This is a genomic window from Bacillus sp. FSL P2-0099 (genome assembly GCF_038007445.1).
GTDB lineage: Bacteria > Bacillota > Bacilli > Bacillales > Bacillaceae_G > Bacillus_A > Bacillus_A mycoides.
Window position 1 is genome coordinate 5223771 of record NZ_JBBOXE010000001.1, and the last position, 19096, is coordinate 5242866.

Here is a 19096-nt window from a genome sequence, read left to right on the forward strand (position 1 = left end):
TCCCCCTCTGCCTTTTTATAAAGCTCGACTAATTACAAGCTTTTGTATTTCGCTCGTTCCTTCATATATTTGCGTGATCTTCGCATCACGGAAAAATCTTTCTACTGGATAATCTTTCGTATAACCGTAACCGCCAAATACTTGCACCGCTTCAATCGCAACTTCAACGGCCGTCTTAGAAGCAAATAATTTCGCAATAGAAGCTTCTTTACCGCATGGTAACCCTTGTGCTCTTAGCGATGCCGCTCTGTATACAAGTAATCGCGCTGCTTCTACGCTAGTCGCCATATCTGCAAGTTTGAATCCGATTCCTTGCTGCGCCGCAATTGGCTTGCCGAATTGCTCGCGCTCTTTCGCATAATCAATCGCACATGCAAGCGCCGCTTCCGCGATTCCTAATGCCTGTGCTCCGATCCCAATTCGCCCAACATCTAAATTCGCCATTGCCACCTTAAATCCTTGTCCTTCTTCACCAAGTAAATTCTCGGCCGGTACTTTCATATCTTCAAACGTAAGTTGTACTGTACGAGAACCAAGAAGCCCCATCTTATGCTCATCTTTTCCGATGATTAAGCCTGGTGTATCTTTCTCTACAATAAATGCAGAAATACCACTTTTCCCCGCCTCTGGATTTGTAGAAGCGAATACAATGTATGTACTTGCTTCACCACCATTTGTAATAAAGACTTTCGATCCATTAATGATGTAGTGATCGTCTTTCTTTACAGCTCTTGATTTCAAACTACCTGCATCTGATCCTGCATTCGGTTCTGTTAGAGCAAATGCGCCTAAATATTCACCAGTCGCCAATTTAGAAACATATTTCTGCTTCTGTTCTTCTGTTCCGAAGTATAAAATCGGATTCATTCCAACTGACGTATGTACAGCTAAAATTACACCAACCGTTGCACTTACCTTTGAAATTTCCTCAATTGCTAGAATGTAAGAAATAAAATCCATTTCTGCCCCGCCATATTTTGCAGGCGCTGGAATACCCATTAGTCCAAGCTCACCCATCTTTTGCAAAATCTCTTTCGGGAACACCCCTTGTTCCATACTAGGAACAAAGGGAGCTATTTCCTTCTGTGCAAAATCTCGAACCATTTTCCTCATCATTTGTTGCTCTTCAGTAAAGTGAAAATTCATGTACTTCGCCTCCGTTTGCTATATATCTTTTTAACAATCTGGTAAGACCACTACTTCAATAAAGGGAGGCCTTTATTCGTAAACGTAGAAACCACGACCCGTTTTACGTCCTAACCATCCTGCATTCACATACTTACGTAATAATGGACATGGGCGATATTTACTATCTCCTAATCCTTCATGCAACACTTCCATAATGTATAAACATGTATCTAAACCGATAAAGTCAGCTAACGTAAGAGGTCCCATCGGATGATTCATACCGAGTTTCATTACTTCATCAATCGCTTCTTTCGTCGCTACTCCTTCGTATAACGTATAAATCGCTTCGTTAATCATCGGTAATAAAATACGGTTCGATACAAACCCTGGGAAATCATTTACTTCAACTGGCACTTTCCCGATTTTTTTCGTAATATCCTCAATCGTTTCGTACACTGCATCATCTGTAGCTAAACCACGAATAATTTCAACGAGTTTCATAACTGGAACTGGATTCATAAAGTGCATGCCGATTACTTTCTCAGGACGTTTCGTTACCGCTGCAATTTCCGTAATTGGTAACGATGACGTATTCGTCGCTAAAATTGCGTGTTCTGGAGCGATTTCATCTAAATTCGCAAAAATTTTCTTTTTAATATCCATTTTTTCAACAGCTGCTTCAATAATAAGATCAGCTTCTTTGACACTATTTAAATCGAGCGTCCATGTAAGACGATTTAAAGTCGCATCTTTCTCTTCTTCCTTCATACGGCCTTTTTCTACTTGGCGGGCTAAATTTTTTGAAATAACAGCTAGCCCTCTATCTAATTGCTCTTGCTTTAAATCTTGCACTTTCACATCATAGCCTGCCATTGCACACACTTGTGCGATACCTGAACCCATTTGCCCTGCACCAATTACAACAATCTTTTGTACACTCATTTTTTCTTCCCCCTTAATTGTTAATAAACTATATATCTTCTAATCTTAATTAGTGAACTTCAATCATCACTGCATCACCTTGACCGCCACCGCTACAAATAGAAGCAATTCCAATTCCGCCGCCGCGCTGCTTCAGTGCATGGATAAGTGTAACGATAATACGTGCTCCGCTCGCTCCAATTGGATGCCCCATTGCTACAGCACCGCCATTTACATTCAATTTTTCCGGATCGATCCCTGCGATTTCTGTACTTGCAATTGCTACAGCCGCAAATGCCTCATTGATTTCAAATAGATCTATGTCTTCAATTGTCTTACCTGTCTTTTTCAGCAATTCATTAATTGCATAACCTGGCGTTCTTGGGAAATCCTTCGATTCTACCGCAATCGCCGTATGCGCCAAAATTGTCGCTAATGGTTTTCTTCCTTCTTGCTTCGCTCTGTCCTCGCTCATTAATACAAGTGCAGCACCGCCATCATTTAGTCCCGGAGCATTACCTGCTGTCACCGCTGACGTCTTATCAAATACAGGCTTTAATTTCGCTAATTTTTCAATCGTTGTATCCGCGCGTGGTGCCTCATCCTTAGCCACGACGATAGGATCGCCTTTTCTTTGCTGAATTGTTACTGGTACAATCTCCTCTTCAAAACGCCCTTCTTTATGTGCCGAAACCGCACGTTGATGGCTACGATATGCCCATTCATCTTGTGCTTCGCGAGAGATTCCATCTTCCTTCGCAACTTCTCCGCCATAAACACCCATGTGTACACCTGAAAATGCGCATGTTAAACCGTCTGCAACGTTTAAATCGATAACTTCGTTGTTACCCATTCTGTATCCCCATCTTGCCCCTCGTAAAATGTAAGGGCTGTTACTCATCGATTCCATTCCACCAGCTACAATCAGTGATTGATCACCAGTACGAATAATTTGATCTGCTAACGTAACTGCGCGAAGCCCTGATGCACAAACTTTATTTATTGTTTCTGTCTGCACTTCCCAAGGAATGCCGGCCGCTCTTGCTGCTTGGCGTGATGGAATTTGTCCTTGCCCTCCTTGGATAACCGTTCCAAATATAACTTCTTCAACATCACTAGCGGAAACATTCGCCCTTTCAAGCGCTGCCTTAATTGCGATTCCTCCAAGTTCTGTTGCTTTCACGTCTTTTAAAGTTCCTCCAAATTTTCCAACCGGTGTTCTTGCAGCACTTAAAATAACTGTTTTACTCATGTTTCTTTCCCCCATTTCTTTTTTTAGCACCGAGCGCTCGCTCGGTATCCTTGCGCCTAGAAGAGGTGCAATTATTGCACCTCTTTCTAAATTTAAATGCATTCCTACAAACTACATTGCTTCTTTCTTCTGTCCGATAACTGAGCGTTCTAAAATCTCTGTTACGTCCAAAGTTTGAACTGTTTCTTCAACTTCTTTCGCTTTCGTGCCGTCACTAATCATCGTTAAGCAATACGGACATCCTGTACCGATAATTGACGGCTGTACAGCTAGCGCTTGTTCTGTACGAGCAACGTTAATACGAGAACCTGTCGTTTCTTCCATCCACATTAGGCCGCCACCCGCACCACAGCACATTCCCGTTTCACGGTTACGCGCCATTTCTACAAGGTTTACACCTGGAATTGCTTTTAGAATATCGCGCGGCGCTTCGTATACTTCGTTGTATCTTCCTAAGTAACAGGAATCATGGTACGTAACTGTCTCTTCAATAGAATGGACAGGTTTTAAACGACCTTCCTTCACCCACTGGGCTAGTAATTCTGTATGATGATAGACTTCTGCTTGTAAGCCAAAGTCCGGGTACTCATTTTTAAAAGTGTTATAAGCATGAGGGTCAATCGTAACGATTTTCTTCACTCCTGCTTTTTCAAATTCTTCAATATTTTTAGTCGCCATTTCCTGGAATACAAATTCATTTCCAAGGCGGCGCGGTGTATCACCAGAGTTCTTTTCCTTATTACCAAGAATTGCGAATGAAATGCCTGCTTCGTTCATTAGCTTCGCAAATGATATCGCAATCTTCTGACTGCGATTGTCATACGAACCCATTGATCCAACCCAGAATAAGTATTCAAACTCTTCGCCAGCTTTTGATTTCTCCTTTACAGTTGGAACTGTTACTTCATCGTCACCTTGGCGCCATGTTTCACGCTCTTTACGGTTCAGTCCCCACGGATTACCTTGACGCTCAATGTTTGTCATTGCACGCTGCGCTTCCGCGTCCATTTTTCCTTCTGTTAAAACGAGATAGCGGCGTAAATCAATAATTTTGTCAACATGCTCATTCATAACTGGGCACTGGTCCTCACAGTTACGGCACGTTGTACATGCCCAAATCTCTTCTTCTGTAATAACGTCTCCGATTAAACTTGGGTCGTACGCTAGCGCTGTAGCCGCTGATTCTTGTTGTCCTTTTCCAGCTGCCATCATCGCTAACTGATTTCCTTGTGTATTATTAAAAGCAACAACTGGAACCCACGGTGCTTTTGATGTTACCGCTGCTCCTTTATCAGTTAAATGATTACGAAGTTTTAAAATTAAATCCATCGGTGATAACATTTTCCCTGTTCCTGTTGCCGGACACATATTTGTACAACGACCACATTCGACGCAGGAATATAAGTCGATAAGTTGATTTTGTCTAAAGTCTTCAATTTTACCAACACCGAATGTTTCTTGTGTTTCATCTTCAAAATCAATTTTTTCAAGTTTTCCCGGATTTGAAAGACGACCAAAAAACACGTTAACTGGTCCAGCAATTAAATGCGCATGTTTTGATTGTGGAACATAAACTAAAAACGTTAACAAAATTAGTAAATGCACCCACCAAGAGAAATAGAACACTGAAATGGCTACGGTTTCATTTAATCCCGAGAAAACGTAAGCGATTGCAGAAGCGATAGGTTCACTCCATGAAAGCTCCTCGCCGTGCCATATAATTCCCATCCCATTACCAAGTAGCACAGAAATCATTAAGCCACCAATAAAGATAAGAACAAGGCCTGATTTAAAATTACGTTTCAAACGAACAAGCTTTTCAATATAGCGTCTATGAAAAGCCCAAAAGACTGCAATTAAAATAACGAGTGTGACAATTTCCTGGAAGAATGTAAATGCAGGGTATAGTGGTCCAAGTGGAAGATGCGATCCTGGTGCAAGTCCTTTCCAAACGAAGTCAATTGCTCCAAATTGGACAAGAATAAATCCGTAAAAGAACATAACGTGAATGATGCCGCTCTTTTTATCTTTCAGCAGCTTTTTCTGACCGAAAACATTGACCTTAAGAAGATCCCAACGCTCTTTAAAACGACGGTCAAATTCAATCTTTTTTCCTAATTGTATGTAGGCCATCCTTGTTCGTATAAGATATACAAACAAATACCCCGCATAAGCAATAACAGCAATGGCAGCCAGCCAATTAATGATTAGTAAGCTATTCATTTTATGCTACCCCTCTCTTTGTAAGCTCTCTTTCTTTTTTTAGAATCTTCGAAAATATATAATTTTCTGAATTATATCCCCTATTCCCATTATATAATGAGTGAGCATTCAGTCAACAGTTTTTTGTTATACAACAACACATTTTTTAATAAAGCTGTTTATTTCGGTGAAACTATAAAGTGAAACTTTAATCAGTAGGGAGCTGTTTATTCCCTACTGATTATTAGTCCTCACCAATCGGGATTTTACGGGCGGTCCGAATCCAAACCAACTTCTTTGCTTTAACCCAATTTCGAGGTGGGCGTCTTACTGTCCGCAAATAGCGGGATACAGTGAAATTTTGATTTGTAAAAAATTGATGGTGAAAAGACCGTGAAGGAGGGAATTTACTTATGTTTTTCTTATCTCTCTTGTTATTAGGCAGCGCTCTCTGGATTACAATCGACCTTTCATATGGGAGAATTGTTCATTTAAAGCGTGTACGTTCTCGTTCTTTCCCTTTACGTCAAAGTGATTTTCGCCTTTATACATACGGAAATGATCTATACGATGCTCTCTTTACTGATATAAAACAAGCTAAACACCATGTGCACGTTTTATTTTTCATTGTAAAAAACGATGATATAAGTCGTACGTTTTTAAAGTTACTTATCGATAAAGCACAAGAAGGAATTGAAGTAAGACTTTTACTCGACCGGTTTGGAAGTCATTATTTATCAAAAGAAGCGATTTACTCGCTACAAAAGCATGGTGTCTCTTTTTCATTTTGTCATAAAGTGAAATTTCCTTTTCTTTTCTTTTCTGCAAATCAAAGAAACCATAGAAAAATTACAGTTATTGACGGGAAAATTGGTTATATTGGTGGATTTAACATTGGCGAAGAATATTTAGGGCATAATCAAAGGTTAGGGTTATGGCGAGATTATCATTTACGTCTTACAGGAGAAGGGATACAAGATTTACAAAAACAATTTTTACATGATTGGCTCGACGATACAGACCAAAATTTATTAGATTCATCTCTTTATTTTCCTATGCAACAACCAGGGACCATTCTACATCGTTTCATCCCTACTGATGGTGCCTATTTGCAAAATACATTTTTACATTTAATCGAAAGCGCGAAAAAAGAACTCTTTATCGGTACACCATATTTTATTCCTGGAAAAAAAATTATGAATGCATTATTAAAAGCGCGAAAACGTGGGGTTCAAATAACTATTCTCGTTCCACAAAAAGCTGATCACGCCCTCGTTCGAGAAGCAAAATTCCCATATTGCCGAAAGTTAATACAAGCTGGTTGTGATATTTACGCTTTTCAGCAAGGATTTTTCCACGCAAAAATTATTATAGTAGACGATCATACTTGTGATATCGGAACTGCTAATTTCGATATGAGAAGTATATATATTAACCATGAAATCAATTGCCTTTTATACGATAAACATTTCATACAAGAAGTAAAAAGTAAATTCGAGGAAGATTTGGAACGCTCCTTATTACTTTCCTTCGAAGATGTCAATCCCCTCTCCATTATCGATAGAGGAAAGGAATGGATAGGAACGATACTCGCGTTCTTTTTATAGAGAAATTTCAAGGGCCAAGGAGGTGCATCACATATGATAATTCGATTTGGATATGTCTCACATGCTACGGCATTATGGGACTGTTCGCCTGCCAAAACAATGACATTTACAAGCTGGAAAAAGCTAAAAAAACAAGAGCGTGAAGATAAATTATATAATGTTACACTGCAAAATCTAGAACACACAATACGCATCCTTCATTACAATATTGCACACGAAATTCCATTATATCGTTTATCATCTTCTATCGTCCCGCTTGCAACACATCCTGAAGTTGAATTTGATTACATTCAAATATTTGCTCCACTATGGCGTAAAATAGGAGCATTAATTCAAGAACACAATTTACGCGTAAGTTTTCACCCAAACCAATTCACACTATTTACAAGCGACAAACCACATATTACAACTAATGCAATTACAGATATGACCTATCATTATAACGTGTTAAATGCTATGGGAATTGCAGATTCTTCCTACATTAATATCCATGTAGGTGGCGCGTATGGAAATAAGGAAAAGGCAATCGAACGTTTTCATGAAAACATACAAAAACTTCCATACCATGTAAAAAGACAAATGACTCTTGAAAATGACGATAAAACATATACAACTTCTGAAACTTTGGCTATTTGTCAAAAAGAGCAAATCCCTTTCGTGTTCGATTATCATCACCACATAGCGAACCTTTGTAATGAACCGCTAGAAGAATTACTTCCTATGATATTTAAAACTTGGTCACATACAAATGTCCTTCCTAAAGTTCATATTTCTTCTCCTAAATCCGTAAAAGAATTTAGGGCTCACGCAAATTATATTGATTTAGAGTTTATTAAACCCTTTTTACACATTACAAAAAAAATTGACCATGATTTCGATATTATGATTGAAAGTAAACAAAAGGATTTAGCACTTCTTCAGTTAATAGATGAAATCTCTTCTATAAGGGGAGTGAAAAGAATAAAAGGCGCAACAATACAATGGTAAATTGTAACGTTGCGCTATTTTTTTCAAAAAGTATTTCTTATAGTAAAAAAGCTCCTGTTTTATATGCTATTATTTAAATTAGCATTTTCCCCCTGTGATTCAACTTTATTGAAACGGAGCCATTATATGATCAATCAAAAAAAATATGTACAATTTGTCATGATGTATATTATTATATTTTCTCTTTGGATATTCCTTATCCCTAAGGACTTGAATATAAAAGAAATTGGAATTCTCTTCTTATTTTGTTTTGCTGCACTCTTTTCTTGCTATTGCTTATATAAAGCAATTAAGAAAATGAAGCACGGTGACAAACTATTTTGGGTTCTAGTACTATGCACTTGTATATGTGGATTAGCTATGGAGATAACTTTATTTCTTCATTCACTTTCTATATATGATCAAGTCATATTCTCATATAAGGCATTGCCTTTCTTCATCATACAATATATTTTGCTCTTTTCTGGCTTTGCTATAAAGTTTATAAAACATTATTCTATTAGAGGCCTTGCTCAATTTTCATTCGATAGCATCTTTATTGTCATTATGAATATTTACTTTACCTTAACCTTTATTTTAGACATTTCAAGCTTTCGTATGTTAACAACAGATACATGGGTTTTAATTGGATATTTCATTGCACAATCATTAGTAATTTACGCCGTTATTAGCTTATATAGAAGAGAACAATATTCTTCTAGTAGAATCTCATTAATTGTCGGCTTCACTATCATACTTGTTTACGGATATATACACCTGTTCCAGTTAAGATCAGGAATGGAAACTTCTTCTGAAGTCTCTTATTTAATACATACTGCTTCAATTTTATTAATCGGTTTATCGTCCATACTATACATTTTAGATAAACCAATGCAACATGAAACTAAGACTAAATATTATCGATTCGATTATGTACGCTTTATATTACCTTATTTTAGTATAATCATTACTTTTTCCTTTATTGTCATTCAACCTTGGGATGATAAGTTCATGTTAATCGGTCTCGTATTATCACTTATCTTATTATTCCTACGACAACTTTACATGTGGAAAGATAATCAAGTATTAATCGATACGTACGAACAGTTGACTACACAACTAGAAGGTAAAGTTGAAGAAGGCGCATCTGCACTATCAAAAAGTGAACAACGTTATAAATCTTTATTCGAAGATCATCCTGATGCTGTTTTTTCTTTAAATATGAACGGGATTTTTCAACAATCTAATAAGGCTTGTGAAAGTTTATTTACAGCCTATTATTGTGAAGTAACAAGCTATTCTCTTCAACACTTCATTGATCCACAAGATCATGAATTATTGAAGAAATCTTTACAAATTACAAAAGAAGGTAGACCACAAACTCTAGAAATTCGTACAAAAGAAAAAGAAGGCTATTATTATCACCTTCACATTACATTCATCCCTATTTTTATAAATAAAGAAGTTGTTGGGATGTTTGGTATAGCACGTGATATTACAACTTTATATGAAAAACAAAAGCAAGTAGAGCATATGGCTTTCCATGATGCACTTACAGGACTACCGAATCGACGGAAATTCGAAAAAGATTTAAAAACGATTTTAAATCTAGCTCAAAACAACACTAATGACGTTGCGGTTATGTTCCTCGACCTAGATCGATTTAAAAAAATTAACGATCGACTCGGCCATGATGTCGGGGATTTATTATTAATTGAAGTAGCAAAAAGATTACGTGGATGTTTACGTTCAAAAGATATCGTTGCCCGCCAAGGCGGAGATGAATTTACGATTCTATTACCAGATATGTACTCTGAAAAAAGTGCTTCTTTTATAGCTGAACAAATTTTAACTATCTTAAATAAGCCTTACTTTATTAAAGATGAAGAACTTTCTGTTACACCGAGTATCGGAATTGCAATGTACCCTGACTATGGAACCGATGTAACCGAATTAATGAAAAATGCAGATATGGCTATGTATCGAGCAAAAGCAAATGGAAAAAACAGATTCGTTTTCTTCTCAAAAGAAATGAGTATTGCGCAAAATGAAATACACTTCCTAGAAGGTGAGCTTTCAAAAGCACTACAACAAAATGAATTTTTCCTTGAATACCAGCCACAAGTAAACACAAAAACAAAACAAATTATCGGTTTCGAGGCGTTAATTCGTTGGAAACACCCAAAACTCGGAATTGTATCACCTGCCCAATTCATCCCTCTAGCAGAGGAGACAGGATTTATTATTGAACTTGGTAATTGGATTTTACGTACCGCCTGCTTAGAAGCAAAGAAGTGGCATAACCAAGGGTTTTCTCACTTAAAGGTTGGTGTGAATTTATCTGTTGTTCAATTTAACCGTTCAGATTTAATCCCAACTATTTCAAAAGTCTTGGAAGAAACCGAACTAAAACCGGAAGCACTAGATATTGAGATTACGGAAAGTATCGCGATTAATCAAAATCATTCTGTAATTGCTAAACTAGAAGAACTTCAAAATCTCGGTATTCAAATTTCAATTGATGATTTTGGAACTGGTTATAGTTCTTTAGCTTATTTAACGAAATATCCAATCAATACATTAAAAATTGCTCGAGAATTTATTTGTGGAATTACAAATAGCCCTTTAGAAGAAGCCATTATCGCTTCCATTATTACGCTATCAAAAGAATTAAATTTAGAGGTTATTGCGGAAGGTGTAGAAACAGAAGAACAATGGAAGTTTTTACACGAGCAAAACTGTGACCACATTCAAGGATTCCTCTTTAGCAAACCTGTTTCTAGTAAAGACGTTTGGAGGTTACTCCACAAAAAAACAACCGTCTAAGTAAGACGGTTGTTTTTTAGTACTCAAAAGGTACATCTGAAGCTAATTGTATCTCTTGATCATTATAGGAAATCACTTGACTTTTCTCTAAAGCTGTATCTCCTAGTGAAATACCCCATGCCATCGCTAACGTTAATAGACTACCAATAAGTAGTTTTTTCATATTCCATCACCCACATTTTTTCTTTAAATATATCATGAAAATTTATCCATATCGTATGCAATTATGCATATTTGTTTTTTAGGTCTTTTTTATTTCTTCATTTTTTTTATAAGTGATTCTTTTAATGCATGGATTCCTAATATATCGAAAAAGAAGCACGCTTTTTCATAAGCATCTTCAATTTCTGCTCTATCACACTCTAGCTTTTCTAGGCATTCACCTTTTTGATAGTATAACTGTCCAATCAATGTCATACTATTAATTTGACACGATAGTTCAATGGCTTTATTTACGTGACAAAGCGCTTCTTCATATTGATTATCTAAGTATAATGCTTTGGCATGATTATGCCTCACCTTCACATCAAACTCTTTATTATCATGCAATGCCTCTAATTGTTTTAATATATTTTCAAATAACTCAATACTCTTCTTAAAATAGCCATTTTCAGCATAAATGTTTGCAATTGCGTTTTCAATATAAAGATTCTGATATACATCTATTCCTACCAATTGTTGATTGAGCAATTTCTTTAATTCTAAAATACAATAATCGTAATCGATTTTTTTCAATATGTAAGCAGCTACATGATATTGCCATTGAAGAAATTGCTCAAGCTCGGGATGATATTCTTCCTTCTTCAACTCATTCCATACCCTATTATAAATTTCTTTATATTTCTTTTGCTTACAAAGCATAATAATTTGATCTTTTAACTGCTTATTCCTCTCAATATCAGAATAAATGAGTACCTCATAAAAATGAATAATGGGAACTTGTAATTTCGCCGCAATACCTTGCAATATATCCATACTTGGGTATACCGCGCCCGATTCAATTCGGCTCACTTCCGATTGGTGACATATATTATCGGATAACCGTTTTTGTGTTAATCCTCTCATCACCCTAATTTTCTTTATTTCGCTTCCTAATTTTTCTGCGTGCATACTTACTCACCATCCCATTATAACAATCTAATTTTTTAAGTTGTCATACCACTACAATAATGTGAATTCGACAATTTTTGATATGAAATAATGCATAATATATATAAAATTCGGCAAATTTTTCATACAATCCATCTCACATAATATAATAGACTAGTAATTTTATAGATAAATTACAGAAAATTTGCCCGTGCTTTCGTTACATTCGGTCTTCTTTATCCTTTATCAGCAGAAGCTATTCACACCCAAGAATTAGATAAAAATGAAGTAAAAGTTGAAATTGCTCAGCCTAGTTTAACGATAAAAAAATTAACACAATCTCAAAATAATACGAAAAAAATATGGCGAAAAAGTATTTAAAAGATGAGATAAACGAGGCTAAAGCCCAACAAGAGTGAGTGACAACTGAAATGAATGTAGATTCCCAACCTACAAATAAAGATACAAAAGCAAATAAAACCGAAGTTCGCCTTGCACAAATTCACAAAAACTATAAAGTATATGGTCAAGATCTCATTGTAAAAGTAGATAAAAATGGAGTAATTACAACTGTTAGTGGCAAAGTTGTCCAAAATTTAGACCAACAACCTAATCTTACTATAACAAATTTTTTGTCGAAAAATGAAGCAAAATCTACATTACGTACTACACTTCAAATTCCAAGCGACTCAGCTGAGACGGAATTCTCTAGTGAAACCGTTGTTTATAAGAAAAAAGAAGTTTACCACTCATAGGTAAACTTCTTTTTCACATCCATCCCTTTTCTTCCGCAATTGTAATTGCCTCAATTCTATTTTTTGCATCGAGCTTCGTTAATACTTCAGAAATGTAATTACGAACTGTGCCAGGTGAAAGATAAAGTGCCTTCGCAATTTCATTTGCAGTCTTTCCTTCTTTCGCAAGTAACAGCACTTCTTTTTCGCGATCCGATAATGGATTTTGCTCTTGCCATAAGCCAAACATTAACTCTTGAGAAATCTCTCGTTTCCCTTTCATTACGTTACGAATTGCCGAAGCTAAATCCTCACTTGGACTATCTTTTAATAAATATCCGTGCACACCAGCTTTCATTGCCCTTTCAAAATAACCAGGACGCGCAAATGTTGTTAAAATCATTACTTTACAAGATGATTTTTCTTTCTTTAAAATTTCAGCAACATCTAAACCACTTTGGATTGGCATTTCAATATCCATAATACTTATATCGGGCTTTAGCGATTCAATTAATTTTAACGCCTCTTCACCATTCGCCGCTTGCCCAACCACTTCAATATCATCTTCTAGATCAAGCAGGGCTCCTAATGCACCACGAAGCATTCGTTGATCTTCTGCAATAATAATTCGAATCATGCCCTCACCTCATCTTTTCCTGTTCTAATTACAATTGGAACTTTCACTGTTAACAGTGTCCCTGGATTAACCGTATCTAGTTCCACTAGACCGTCAATTAAGGCAATTCGTTCCTTCATACCACGAATGCCGTTTCCATCATGATTTCGCTCCTCTAAACCGACGCCATTATCTTCTACTTTTAAAATCAATTCACCTTGTGATTCTAATATAGAAACTGTACATGCCTTTGCCTTACTATGTTTCACGACATTCGTAACAGCTTCACGTAAACACATACCTAAAATATTTTGTTCAATTGGTGATAACGAGCTAGAATTAGCCTCCTGTTTTACTTCTAATTCAATATTGGCAGCTTGCAAAATCGCTTTTATTTGCTCAAGTTCTTCTTCCACTGTAATCATACGCATATCAGAAATTAACTCTCGCAACTGTTTTAAAGCGGTACGAGATGTTTGTGTAATTTCCTTCGCTTCCATACTTGCACGATCTGGATTTTTCACAATTAACTTCTCCACGAGCTGACTTTTCAAAGTAATAAGAGATAATGTGTGTCCTAACGTGTCATGAAGATCTCTTGCAATTCGCTGGCGCTCTTCACGTTTTACTAAGTCTTTAATTTGCTCGTTCGCTTCATTTAATTGATTCTTTAACATCTTTTTTTGATTAAAATTACGCATTCCAAATGGCGTAAGAAGCATTAAAATAAACATCGGAACGATATTCACTAAACTCGGGATTGTTAGTTGATTAACATTTACAAATATAAAAGCTCCAAGCATTACAACTAATAAACATAACAACACACGAAATGCCTTCTTACTTGGCGCAAATCCCATCGCACTCGCCGTAAAATATCCGAACAATATCATGAAGGGATTATAAAATAAAGCAAATGAGAATGTGAGCACCATTTGAATACACGCCCACAAAATGAACGTTTTGTTAACAAAATAAAGTTGACGGTATGTGACGGTGAAGACTATCAACATACCGATCCCTATTACAAGCTTCCATCCTGATACTTGCGTTAAATTATAGATTGGAAATAATAAATACACGAGCCACATATATGGGAAGAAACCCATCTGTTTCGGAAAAACTTCAAACCTCTTCTTCTCTATCATTTATACCGCTTCCTGTCTTTTTCTTATATATATTGATATTACAACAAATATAAGGAAATAACCTCCTAGTACCGCGATATTTTCCCACCCAATCGATTTTCCAGCTACAATGTCCCATGCACCGCTTCCAAAGTGGTATGTTGGTGTCCATTCACCGATAGATCTTAATATTTTCGGGAACACTTCAATTGGCATCCATAACCCGCCAATTACAGCTAGACTCATATTTAAAATATTGGCTAAACCAGCTGCTGCATCCGCCTTCTTAATTGAACCTATTACTGTTCCGAGGGCTAAAAATGGTGTCACGCCTAGTAATAGCCATAATCCTGCACCAATCCATTGGCCTATCGTCAACTCAACATTATTAATTAATATTCCTGCCATAAAAATAACTAAGATTGAAAAAGCATTCACTACTGTTTGAGCAATAATTTTAGCTGCTAAATATGCTCCCTCTGGAAGCGGTGTAATTTTTAACAAATGTGTCCATCCTTGCCCTTTTTCCTGAGAAAGTCTCACACCGAAACTAAAAAGGGCAGTCCCTACAATACTGAAAGTCGCCATTGAAATTAAATAATGTGCTTTCCATGCATCTCCGTTTTGCGGGACTTGAACAACATTTGTAAAGATGTAGTAAAACATAACTGGCATTAATAATGAGAAAAAGATGAATAATTTATTGCGGAACGTACGTAAAACCTCTATTTTACATTGCATCCATAGTGCTCTCATGCGATTTCCCCCTTCTGATTTGCGACAAACTGTTCAAATGCTTCATCGAGACTTCCACGTTCAACTGAAATATCTGTTACAGGTAAGTTCTTTTGATAAATTGCTTGTAACGTGGCATCGGTATCCTCCGTTGTTAAAATAATCCGCCCCTCATTTGACTGTACTCCTGTTACATTCGGCAATTCCTTTAGCAGGCCCGTAGGGATACTTTCTTTTGAATAAAACGAGATCGTTTTTCGAGAAATCGTCGCTTTCATTTCATCCGGCGTACCATCTGCGATAATTTTTCCGTTTGCGAATAATAAAATACGGTCCGCTAACGCATCTGCTTCTTCTAAATAGTGCGTCGTTAAAATAATCGTTTTCCCTTCACTTGCTAACTTTCGAATCGTTTCCCAAAACACTTTTCGAGACGTAATGTCCATCCCTACAGTTGGTTCATCTAAAAATAATAAATCTGGATTTCCCGCAAGTGCGAGTGCAAAATTCAACCTTCTCTTTTGACCACCTGATAACTTTTCACATCTTTGCTTTCGCTCTGATTCTAAATTCGATAGCTGAAGTAATGTTTCTTTCGCTACTGGATTCGTATAATAACTACGGAATAACTCAATTGCCTCTTCTACTGTGATGCTGTCAATAACGCTTACTTCTTGCAACATCGCACCGAGGCTATTACGAACATCTCTATGCTTCGGGCTCTTTCCAAATATCGAAACATTCCCTTCTGTCGGATCTTTTAATCCGAGCATCATTGAAATTGTCGTTGTTTTCCCCGCACCATTTGGGCCGAGTAATGCTACTATTTGCCCTTTATTTACATGAAATGAAACGTTATTTACTGCTTTTTTATGTTTAAATGTTTTAGAAACACCATTTACTTCAATAATCTTTTCCATCTCTCCACCCCCGCCGTTTCTTATATTTACATTGTACGCGTTGGAAAAGTTAGGAAACAGTATGATGCGTCATGACATCCGTATGACAATTGTCATGTATTCTTTATGAGAGGAATCAGCCTGCATACCGCATGCGAGTAGCAGTACAAAAACAAACATGATACAATCGGATAAGACATATATTCGAGGAAGGACAGTGGTTTTCATGATTATTCGTAATGAACAAGATTTAGAAGGTTTACGAAAAATCGGCCGCATCGTTGCACTTGCACGCGAAGAAATGAAAAAACAAGCGAAGCCAGGTATGACAACGAAAGAGCTTGATTTAATTGGTAAAAAAGTATTAGACGAGAACGGTGCTATTTCAGCGCCTGAAAAAGAATATAAATTCCCAGGTGTAACTTGCATTAGTGTAAACGAAGAAGTTGCTCACGGTATTCCAAGCGATCGCGTATTAAAAGAAGGCGATTTAGTAAACGTAGACGTATCGGCAGCACTTGACGGATATTATGCAGATACAGGTATCTCATTTGTTCTTGGTGACGATGAAGAAAAAGAAAAACTTTGCCAAGCAGCAGTAGACTCATTTTGGGAAGCAATGAAAAAAGTAAAAGCTGGCTCAAAACAAAATCAAATTGGTCGTGCTGTTTCTAACTTTGCACATAAAAATGGATATAATGTAATCCAAAACTTAACTGGTCACGGTATTGGTCTTAGCTTACACGAAGCTCCAAACCACATTTTAAGCTACTATGATCCAATGGATAATGCGCTTCTAAAAGACGGCCTTGTTATCGCTGTAGAACCATTCATCTCTATGAAAGCTGATCATATCATTGAGCGCGGTGATGATGGTTGGACATTCGTTACACCAGATAAAAGCCTTGTTGCACAATGTGAACATACAGTTGTCGTCACTCGTGGCGAGCCAATTATTTTAACTCAACTATAATCAAAAATAGCCGTTTTGTAGATTCCTTCTACTAAAGCGGCTGTTTTTGATTATGTAACATCCCCATAAACAGAAAGCTTATAAAAATAAAAAGGTGATACATCAAAGTATCACCTTTTTAACGGGGTGAGGCTGTCCAAAAGTACGGAAAACTCTTGAACAGCCTCGTATTTTCATATGGATGCCTTACATATATCACTGTTGATAATTATGAAATGCGGAAACATAGTTATCATCACATGATTCAAACAAAAGAAAAGAAATCCTATAACGGATCTCTTTTCCCTACATAATCTAAAGTTTGGGTACACTAGATTCATGCAATGTAGGAGCCTTCCAAACAGAAAGCGATCCTTCATTTAAAATGATAGCATACATACATCCGCTAAAAATATGCAAATGTACATATAGCGTTTTTTATTTCTCAACATACATTTATTGAAAATTCAAATATATAAAGGTAAAATATAGTCGTTATCCGTCTTCTTTTGTCAGTCAGAGAGAATAGAAGAATGGGAGAGGAAAAAATGAGAAAATTACTGAAACAAAAAATAATAAGCTCCTTGCTTGCTGTATCACTCGCCGTTAGCTTAGCTCCAATCGGGCAAGCAAAAGCTGATTCCACGTCAGAAATTACACAGACCCCACCTATTACAAAACAAGTTGATGCAAACCGCGCCATCGAGCATATCCGTTTCTTATCCGAAACAATCGGTCCCCGTCCAGGTGGTACAAAATCAGAAGAATGGGCTTCTCGCTATGTTGGTATGAAGCTTAAATCAATGGGATATGAAGTAGAGTATCAGCCCTTTCAAGTGCCGGATCAATACGTTGGATTTATCGAATCACCATTAGGGACAAAGCGTAATTGGCAAGCTGGTGTTGCTCCAAATGCACTAATTTCTACAGAAGCTGTTACAGCTCCGCTTATCTTTGTTCAAGGTGGTACAAAATTAGACGATATTCCAAATGAGGTAAACGGAAAAATTGTTTTATTCGAAAGAGGTGCAACAGTAGCAGATTATAATAAACAGGTTGAAAATGCTGTTAGTAAAGGGGCAAAAGGTGTTCTTTTATACAGCTTAATTGGCGGACGCGGAAACTATGGACAAACTTTCAATCCTCGCTTAACTAAAAAACAGGCTATCCCTGTCTTCGGTCTTGCTTATGCTCAAGGAAATGCATTTAAAGAAGAAATCGCTAAAAAAGAGACAACAATTCTTTCCCTAAAAGCGAGACATGAATCTAATTTAACATCCTTAAATGTCATCGCTAAAAAGAAACCAAAAAATAGTACAGGTAATGAAAAGGCCGTCGTTGTAAGTTCACACTACGATAGTGTCGTTGGAGCACCTGGGGCAAATGATAATGCTTCTGGTACAGGATTAGTATTAGAACTGGCTCGTACTTTTCAAAATGTAGAAACTGATAAAGAAATTCGTTTTATTGCTTTTGGTTCTGAGGAAACTGGCTTACTTGGCTCTGATTATTATGTTAATAGTCTGTCCCAAAAGGAACGTGATCGAATTTTAGGTGTCTTTAACGCAGACATGGTTGCAACAAATTATGATAAAGCAAAAAATTTATATGCTATGACTCCTGATGGTTCTACAAACCTTGTAACAGATGCTGCCTTGCAAGCAGGTAAACAATTAAATAATAATCTTGTTCTTCAAGGAAAATTCGGCTCTAGTGATCACGTACCATTTGCTGAAGTGGGTATTCCTTCTGCACTATTTATTTGGATGGGCGTCGATAGTTGGAATCCATTAATCTATCATATTGAAAAGGTATATCACACACCTCAAGATAATGTATTAGAAAACATTTCGCCAGAACGTATGAAAATGGCATTAGAGGTCATTGGTACAGGTGTCTATAATAGCCTTCAACCTACCGTGAAAACAGGACAAAAAGCCGCTTAACACTATTTCAAACTACCGATTAATCGGTAGCTTTTTATTAAGGAAAAATAAATATGTAAAAAGGCATATTTATTACATGGCATTACCATATAGAAT

General features: G+C 36.8%; 16 protein-coding genes. 6 read left to right on the top strand and 10 right to left on the bottom strand.

Annotated elements, in window-relative coordinates:
* Positions 1-15: 15 nt before the first annotated feature.
* The 4 genes from MKY90_RS27190 to MKY90_RS27205 form a co-directional block, all read right to left on the bottom strand.
* Complete coding sequence (locus tag MKY90_RS27190; RefSeq protein WP_001009064.1) at positions 16-1146, bottom strand: acyl-CoA dehydrogenase; 1131 nt, start codon at positions 1144-1146, stop codon at positions 16-18.
* Positions 1147-1218: 72 nt separating this feature from the next.
* Entirely contained in the window at positions 1219-2070 is an 852-nt protein-coding gene (locus MKY90_RS27195) for a 3-hydroxybutyryl-CoA dehydrogenase (protein WP_002016322.1), read from the bottom strand.
* Between the two features lie 49 nt (positions 2071-2119).
* Entirely contained in the window at positions 2120-3403 is a 1284-nt protein-coding gene (locus MKY90_RS27200) for an acetyl-CoA C-acetyltransferase (RefSeq protein WP_341093099.1), read from the bottom strand.
* Positions 3404-3412: 9 nt separating this feature from the next.
* Positions 3413-5524: a (Fe-S)-binding protein gene (locus MKY90_RS27205; protein WP_328068510.1), complete on the bottom strand. Its 2112-nt coding sequence runs from the start codon at positions 5522-5524 to the stop codon at positions 3413-3415.
* Between the two features lie 392 nt (positions 5525-5916).
* Here MKY90_RS27205 and cls point away from each other — a divergent pair, with 392 nt between their 5' ends.
* The 3 genes from cls (at position 5917) to MKY90_RS27220 (ending at position 10902) form a co-directional block, all read left to right on the top strand.
* A complete protein-coding gene (gene cls / locus MKY90_RS27210; protein ID WP_098168803.1) occupies positions 5917-7110 on the top strand; it encodes a cardiolipin synthase in 1194 nt (397 codons plus the stop codon).
* Between the two features lie 33 nt (positions 7111-7143).
* On the top strand, positions 7144-8097 hold the full coding sequence (uvsE, locus tag MKY90_RS27215; RefSeq protein WP_002130079.1) for a UV DNA damage repair endonuclease UvsE: 954 nt from the start codon (positions 7144-7146) through the stop codon (positions 8095-8097).
* Positions 8098-8223: 126 nt separating this feature from the next.
* Positions 8224-10902, top strand: coding sequence for a DUF4084 domain-containing protein (locus MKY90_RS27220; protein ID WP_016121121.1), 2679 nt, complete (start codon positions 8224-8226; stop codon positions 10900-10902).
* A 16-nt stretch (positions 10903-10918) separates the two neighbouring features.
* Here MKY90_RS27220 and MKY90_RS27225 read toward each other — a convergent pair whose 3' ends face one another.
* Positions 10919-11065: a quorum-sensing peptide PapR gene (locus MKY90_RS27225; protein ID WP_002016329.1), complete on the bottom strand. Its 147-nt coding sequence runs from the start codon at positions 11063-11065 to the stop codon at positions 10919-10921.
* 89 nt (positions 11066-11154) lie between these two features.
* Entirely contained in the window at positions 11155-12012 is an 858-nt protein-coding gene (locus MKY90_RS27230) for a helix-turn-helix domain-containing protein (RefSeq protein ID WP_002016331.1), read from the bottom strand.
* A gap of 410 nt (positions 12013-12422) precedes the next feature.
* Here MKY90_RS27230 and MKY90_RS27235 point away from each other — a divergent pair, with 410 nt between their 5' ends.
* Positions 12423-12746 carry a bacillolysin gene (locus MKY90_RS27235; protein WP_050000808.1) on the top strand — a complete coding sequence of 108 codons (324 nt, stop codon included), beginning with the start codon at positions 12423-12425 and terminating at the stop codon, positions 12744-12746.
* Between the two features lie 13 nt (positions 12747-12759).
* Here MKY90_RS27235 and MKY90_RS27240 read toward each other — a convergent pair whose 3' ends face one another.
* Genes MKY90_RS27240 through MKY90_RS27255 form a run of 4 tightly spaced genes read right to left on the bottom strand, consistent with a single transcriptional unit; the run spans position 12760 to position 16123 of the window.
* Positions 12760-13362: a response regulator transcription factor gene (locus MKY90_RS27240; RefSeq protein WP_002130086.1), complete on the bottom strand. Its 603-nt coding sequence runs from the start codon at positions 13360-13362 to the stop codon at positions 12760-12762.
* Positions 13359-14489 (bottom strand): sensor histidine kinase, encoded by a 1131-nt coding sequence (locus MKY90_RS27245; RefSeq protein ID WP_002130087.1) that lies wholly within the window; start codon positions 14487-14489, stop codon positions 13359-13361. The genes MKY90_RS27240 and MKY90_RS27245 overlap by 4 nt, the downstream gene beginning before the upstream one ends.
* The gene (locus MKY90_RS27250; protein ID WP_078203577.1) at positions 14490-15224 is read right to left on the bottom strand and encodes an ABC transporter permease; all 735 of its coding nucleotides are present in this window, start codon (positions 15222-15224) and stop codon (positions 14490-14492) included.
* Complete coding sequence (locus tag MKY90_RS27255; RefSeq protein ID WP_002034877.1) at positions 15221-16123, bottom strand: ABC transporter ATP-binding protein; 903 nt, start codon at positions 16121-16123, stop codon at positions 15221-15223. Before MKY90_RS27255 ends, MKY90_RS27250 begins: the two co-directional genes overlap by 4 nt.
* A gap of 157 nt (positions 16124-16280) precedes the next feature.
* On the opposite strand from MKY90_RS27255, the gene map reads away from it, so the two are divergent.
* Together map and MKY90_RS27265 are read left to right on the top strand one after the other, a co-directional pair.
* Positions 16281-17075 (top strand): type I methionyl aminopeptidase, encoded by a 795-nt coding sequence (gene map, locus MKY90_RS27260; RefSeq protein WP_063219239.1) that lies wholly within the window; start codon positions 16281-16283, stop codon positions 17073-17075.
* A 527-nt stretch (positions 17076-17602) separates the two neighbouring features.
* A complete protein-coding gene (locus MKY90_RS27265; RefSeq protein ID WP_341093121.1) occupies positions 17603-19000 on the top strand; it encodes a M28 family metallopeptidase in 1398 nt (465 codons plus the stop codon).
* The last annotated feature ends 96 nt before the right edge of the window (positions 19001-19096 follow it).

Bases quoted from the DNA above. Each gene is read 5' to 3' on its own strand.
- cls (WP_098168803.1), top strand. From the start codon at position 5,917: ATGTTTTTCTTATCTCTCTTGTTATTAGGCAGCGCTCTCTGGATTACA.
- MKY90_RS27190 (WP_001009064.1), bottom strand. From the start codon at position 1,146: ATGAATTTTCACTTTACTGAAGAGCAACAAATGATGAGGAAAATGGTT.
- MKY90_RS27205 (WP_328068510.1), bottom strand. From the start codon at position 5,524: ATGAATAGCTTACTAATCATTAATTGGCTGGCTGCCATTGCTGTTATT.
- uvsE (WP_002130079.1), top strand. From the start codon at position 7,144: ATGATAATTCGATTTGGATATGTCTCACATGCTACGGCATTATGGGAC.
- MKY90_RS27230 (WP_002016331.1), bottom strand. From the start codon at position 12,012: ATGCACGCAGAAAAATTAGGAAGCGAAATAAAGAAAATTAGGGTGATG.
- map (WP_063219239.1), top strand. From the start codon at position 16,281: ATGATACAATCGGATAAGACATATATTCGAGGAAGGACAGTGGTTTTC.
- MKY90_RS27265 (WP_341093121.1), top strand. From the start codon at position 17,603: ATGAGAAAATTACTGAAACAAAAAATAATAAGCTCCTTGCTTGCTGTA.
- MKY90_RS27200 (WP_341093099.1), bottom strand. From the start codon at position 3,403: ATGCATTTAAATTTAGAAAGAGGTGCAATAATTGCACCTCTTCTAGGC.
- MKY90_RS27250 (WP_078203577.1), bottom strand. From the start codon at position 15,224: ATGAGAGCACTATGGATGCAATGTAAAATAGAGGTTTTACGTACGTTC.
- MKY90_RS27245 (WP_002130087.1), bottom strand. From the start codon at position 14,489: ATGATAGAGAAGAAGAGGTTTGAAGTTTTTCCGAAACAGATGGGTTTC.
- MKY90_RS27195 (WP_002016322.1), bottom strand. From the start codon at position 2,070: ATGAGTGTACAAAAGATTGTTGTAATTGGTGCAGGGCAAATGGGTTCA.
- MKY90_RS27255 (WP_002034877.1), bottom strand. From the start codon at position 16,123: ATGGAAAAGATTATTGAAGTAAATGGTGTTTCTAAAACATTTAAACAT.
- MKY90_RS27240 (WP_002130086.1), bottom strand. From the start codon at position 13,362: ATGATTCGAATTATTATTGCAGAAGATCAACGAATGCTTCGTGGTGCA.
- MKY90_RS27220 (WP_016121121.1), top strand. From the start codon at position 8,224: ATGATCAATCAAAAAAAATATGTACAATTTGTCATGATGTATATTATT.
- MKY90_RS27235 (WP_050000808.1), top strand. From the start codon at position 12,423: ATGAATGTAGATTCCCAACCTACAAATAAAGATACAAAAGCAAATAAA.
- MKY90_RS27225 (WP_002016329.1), bottom strand. From the start codon at position 11,065: ATGAAAAAACTACTTATTGGTAGTCTATTAACGTTAGCGATGGCATGG.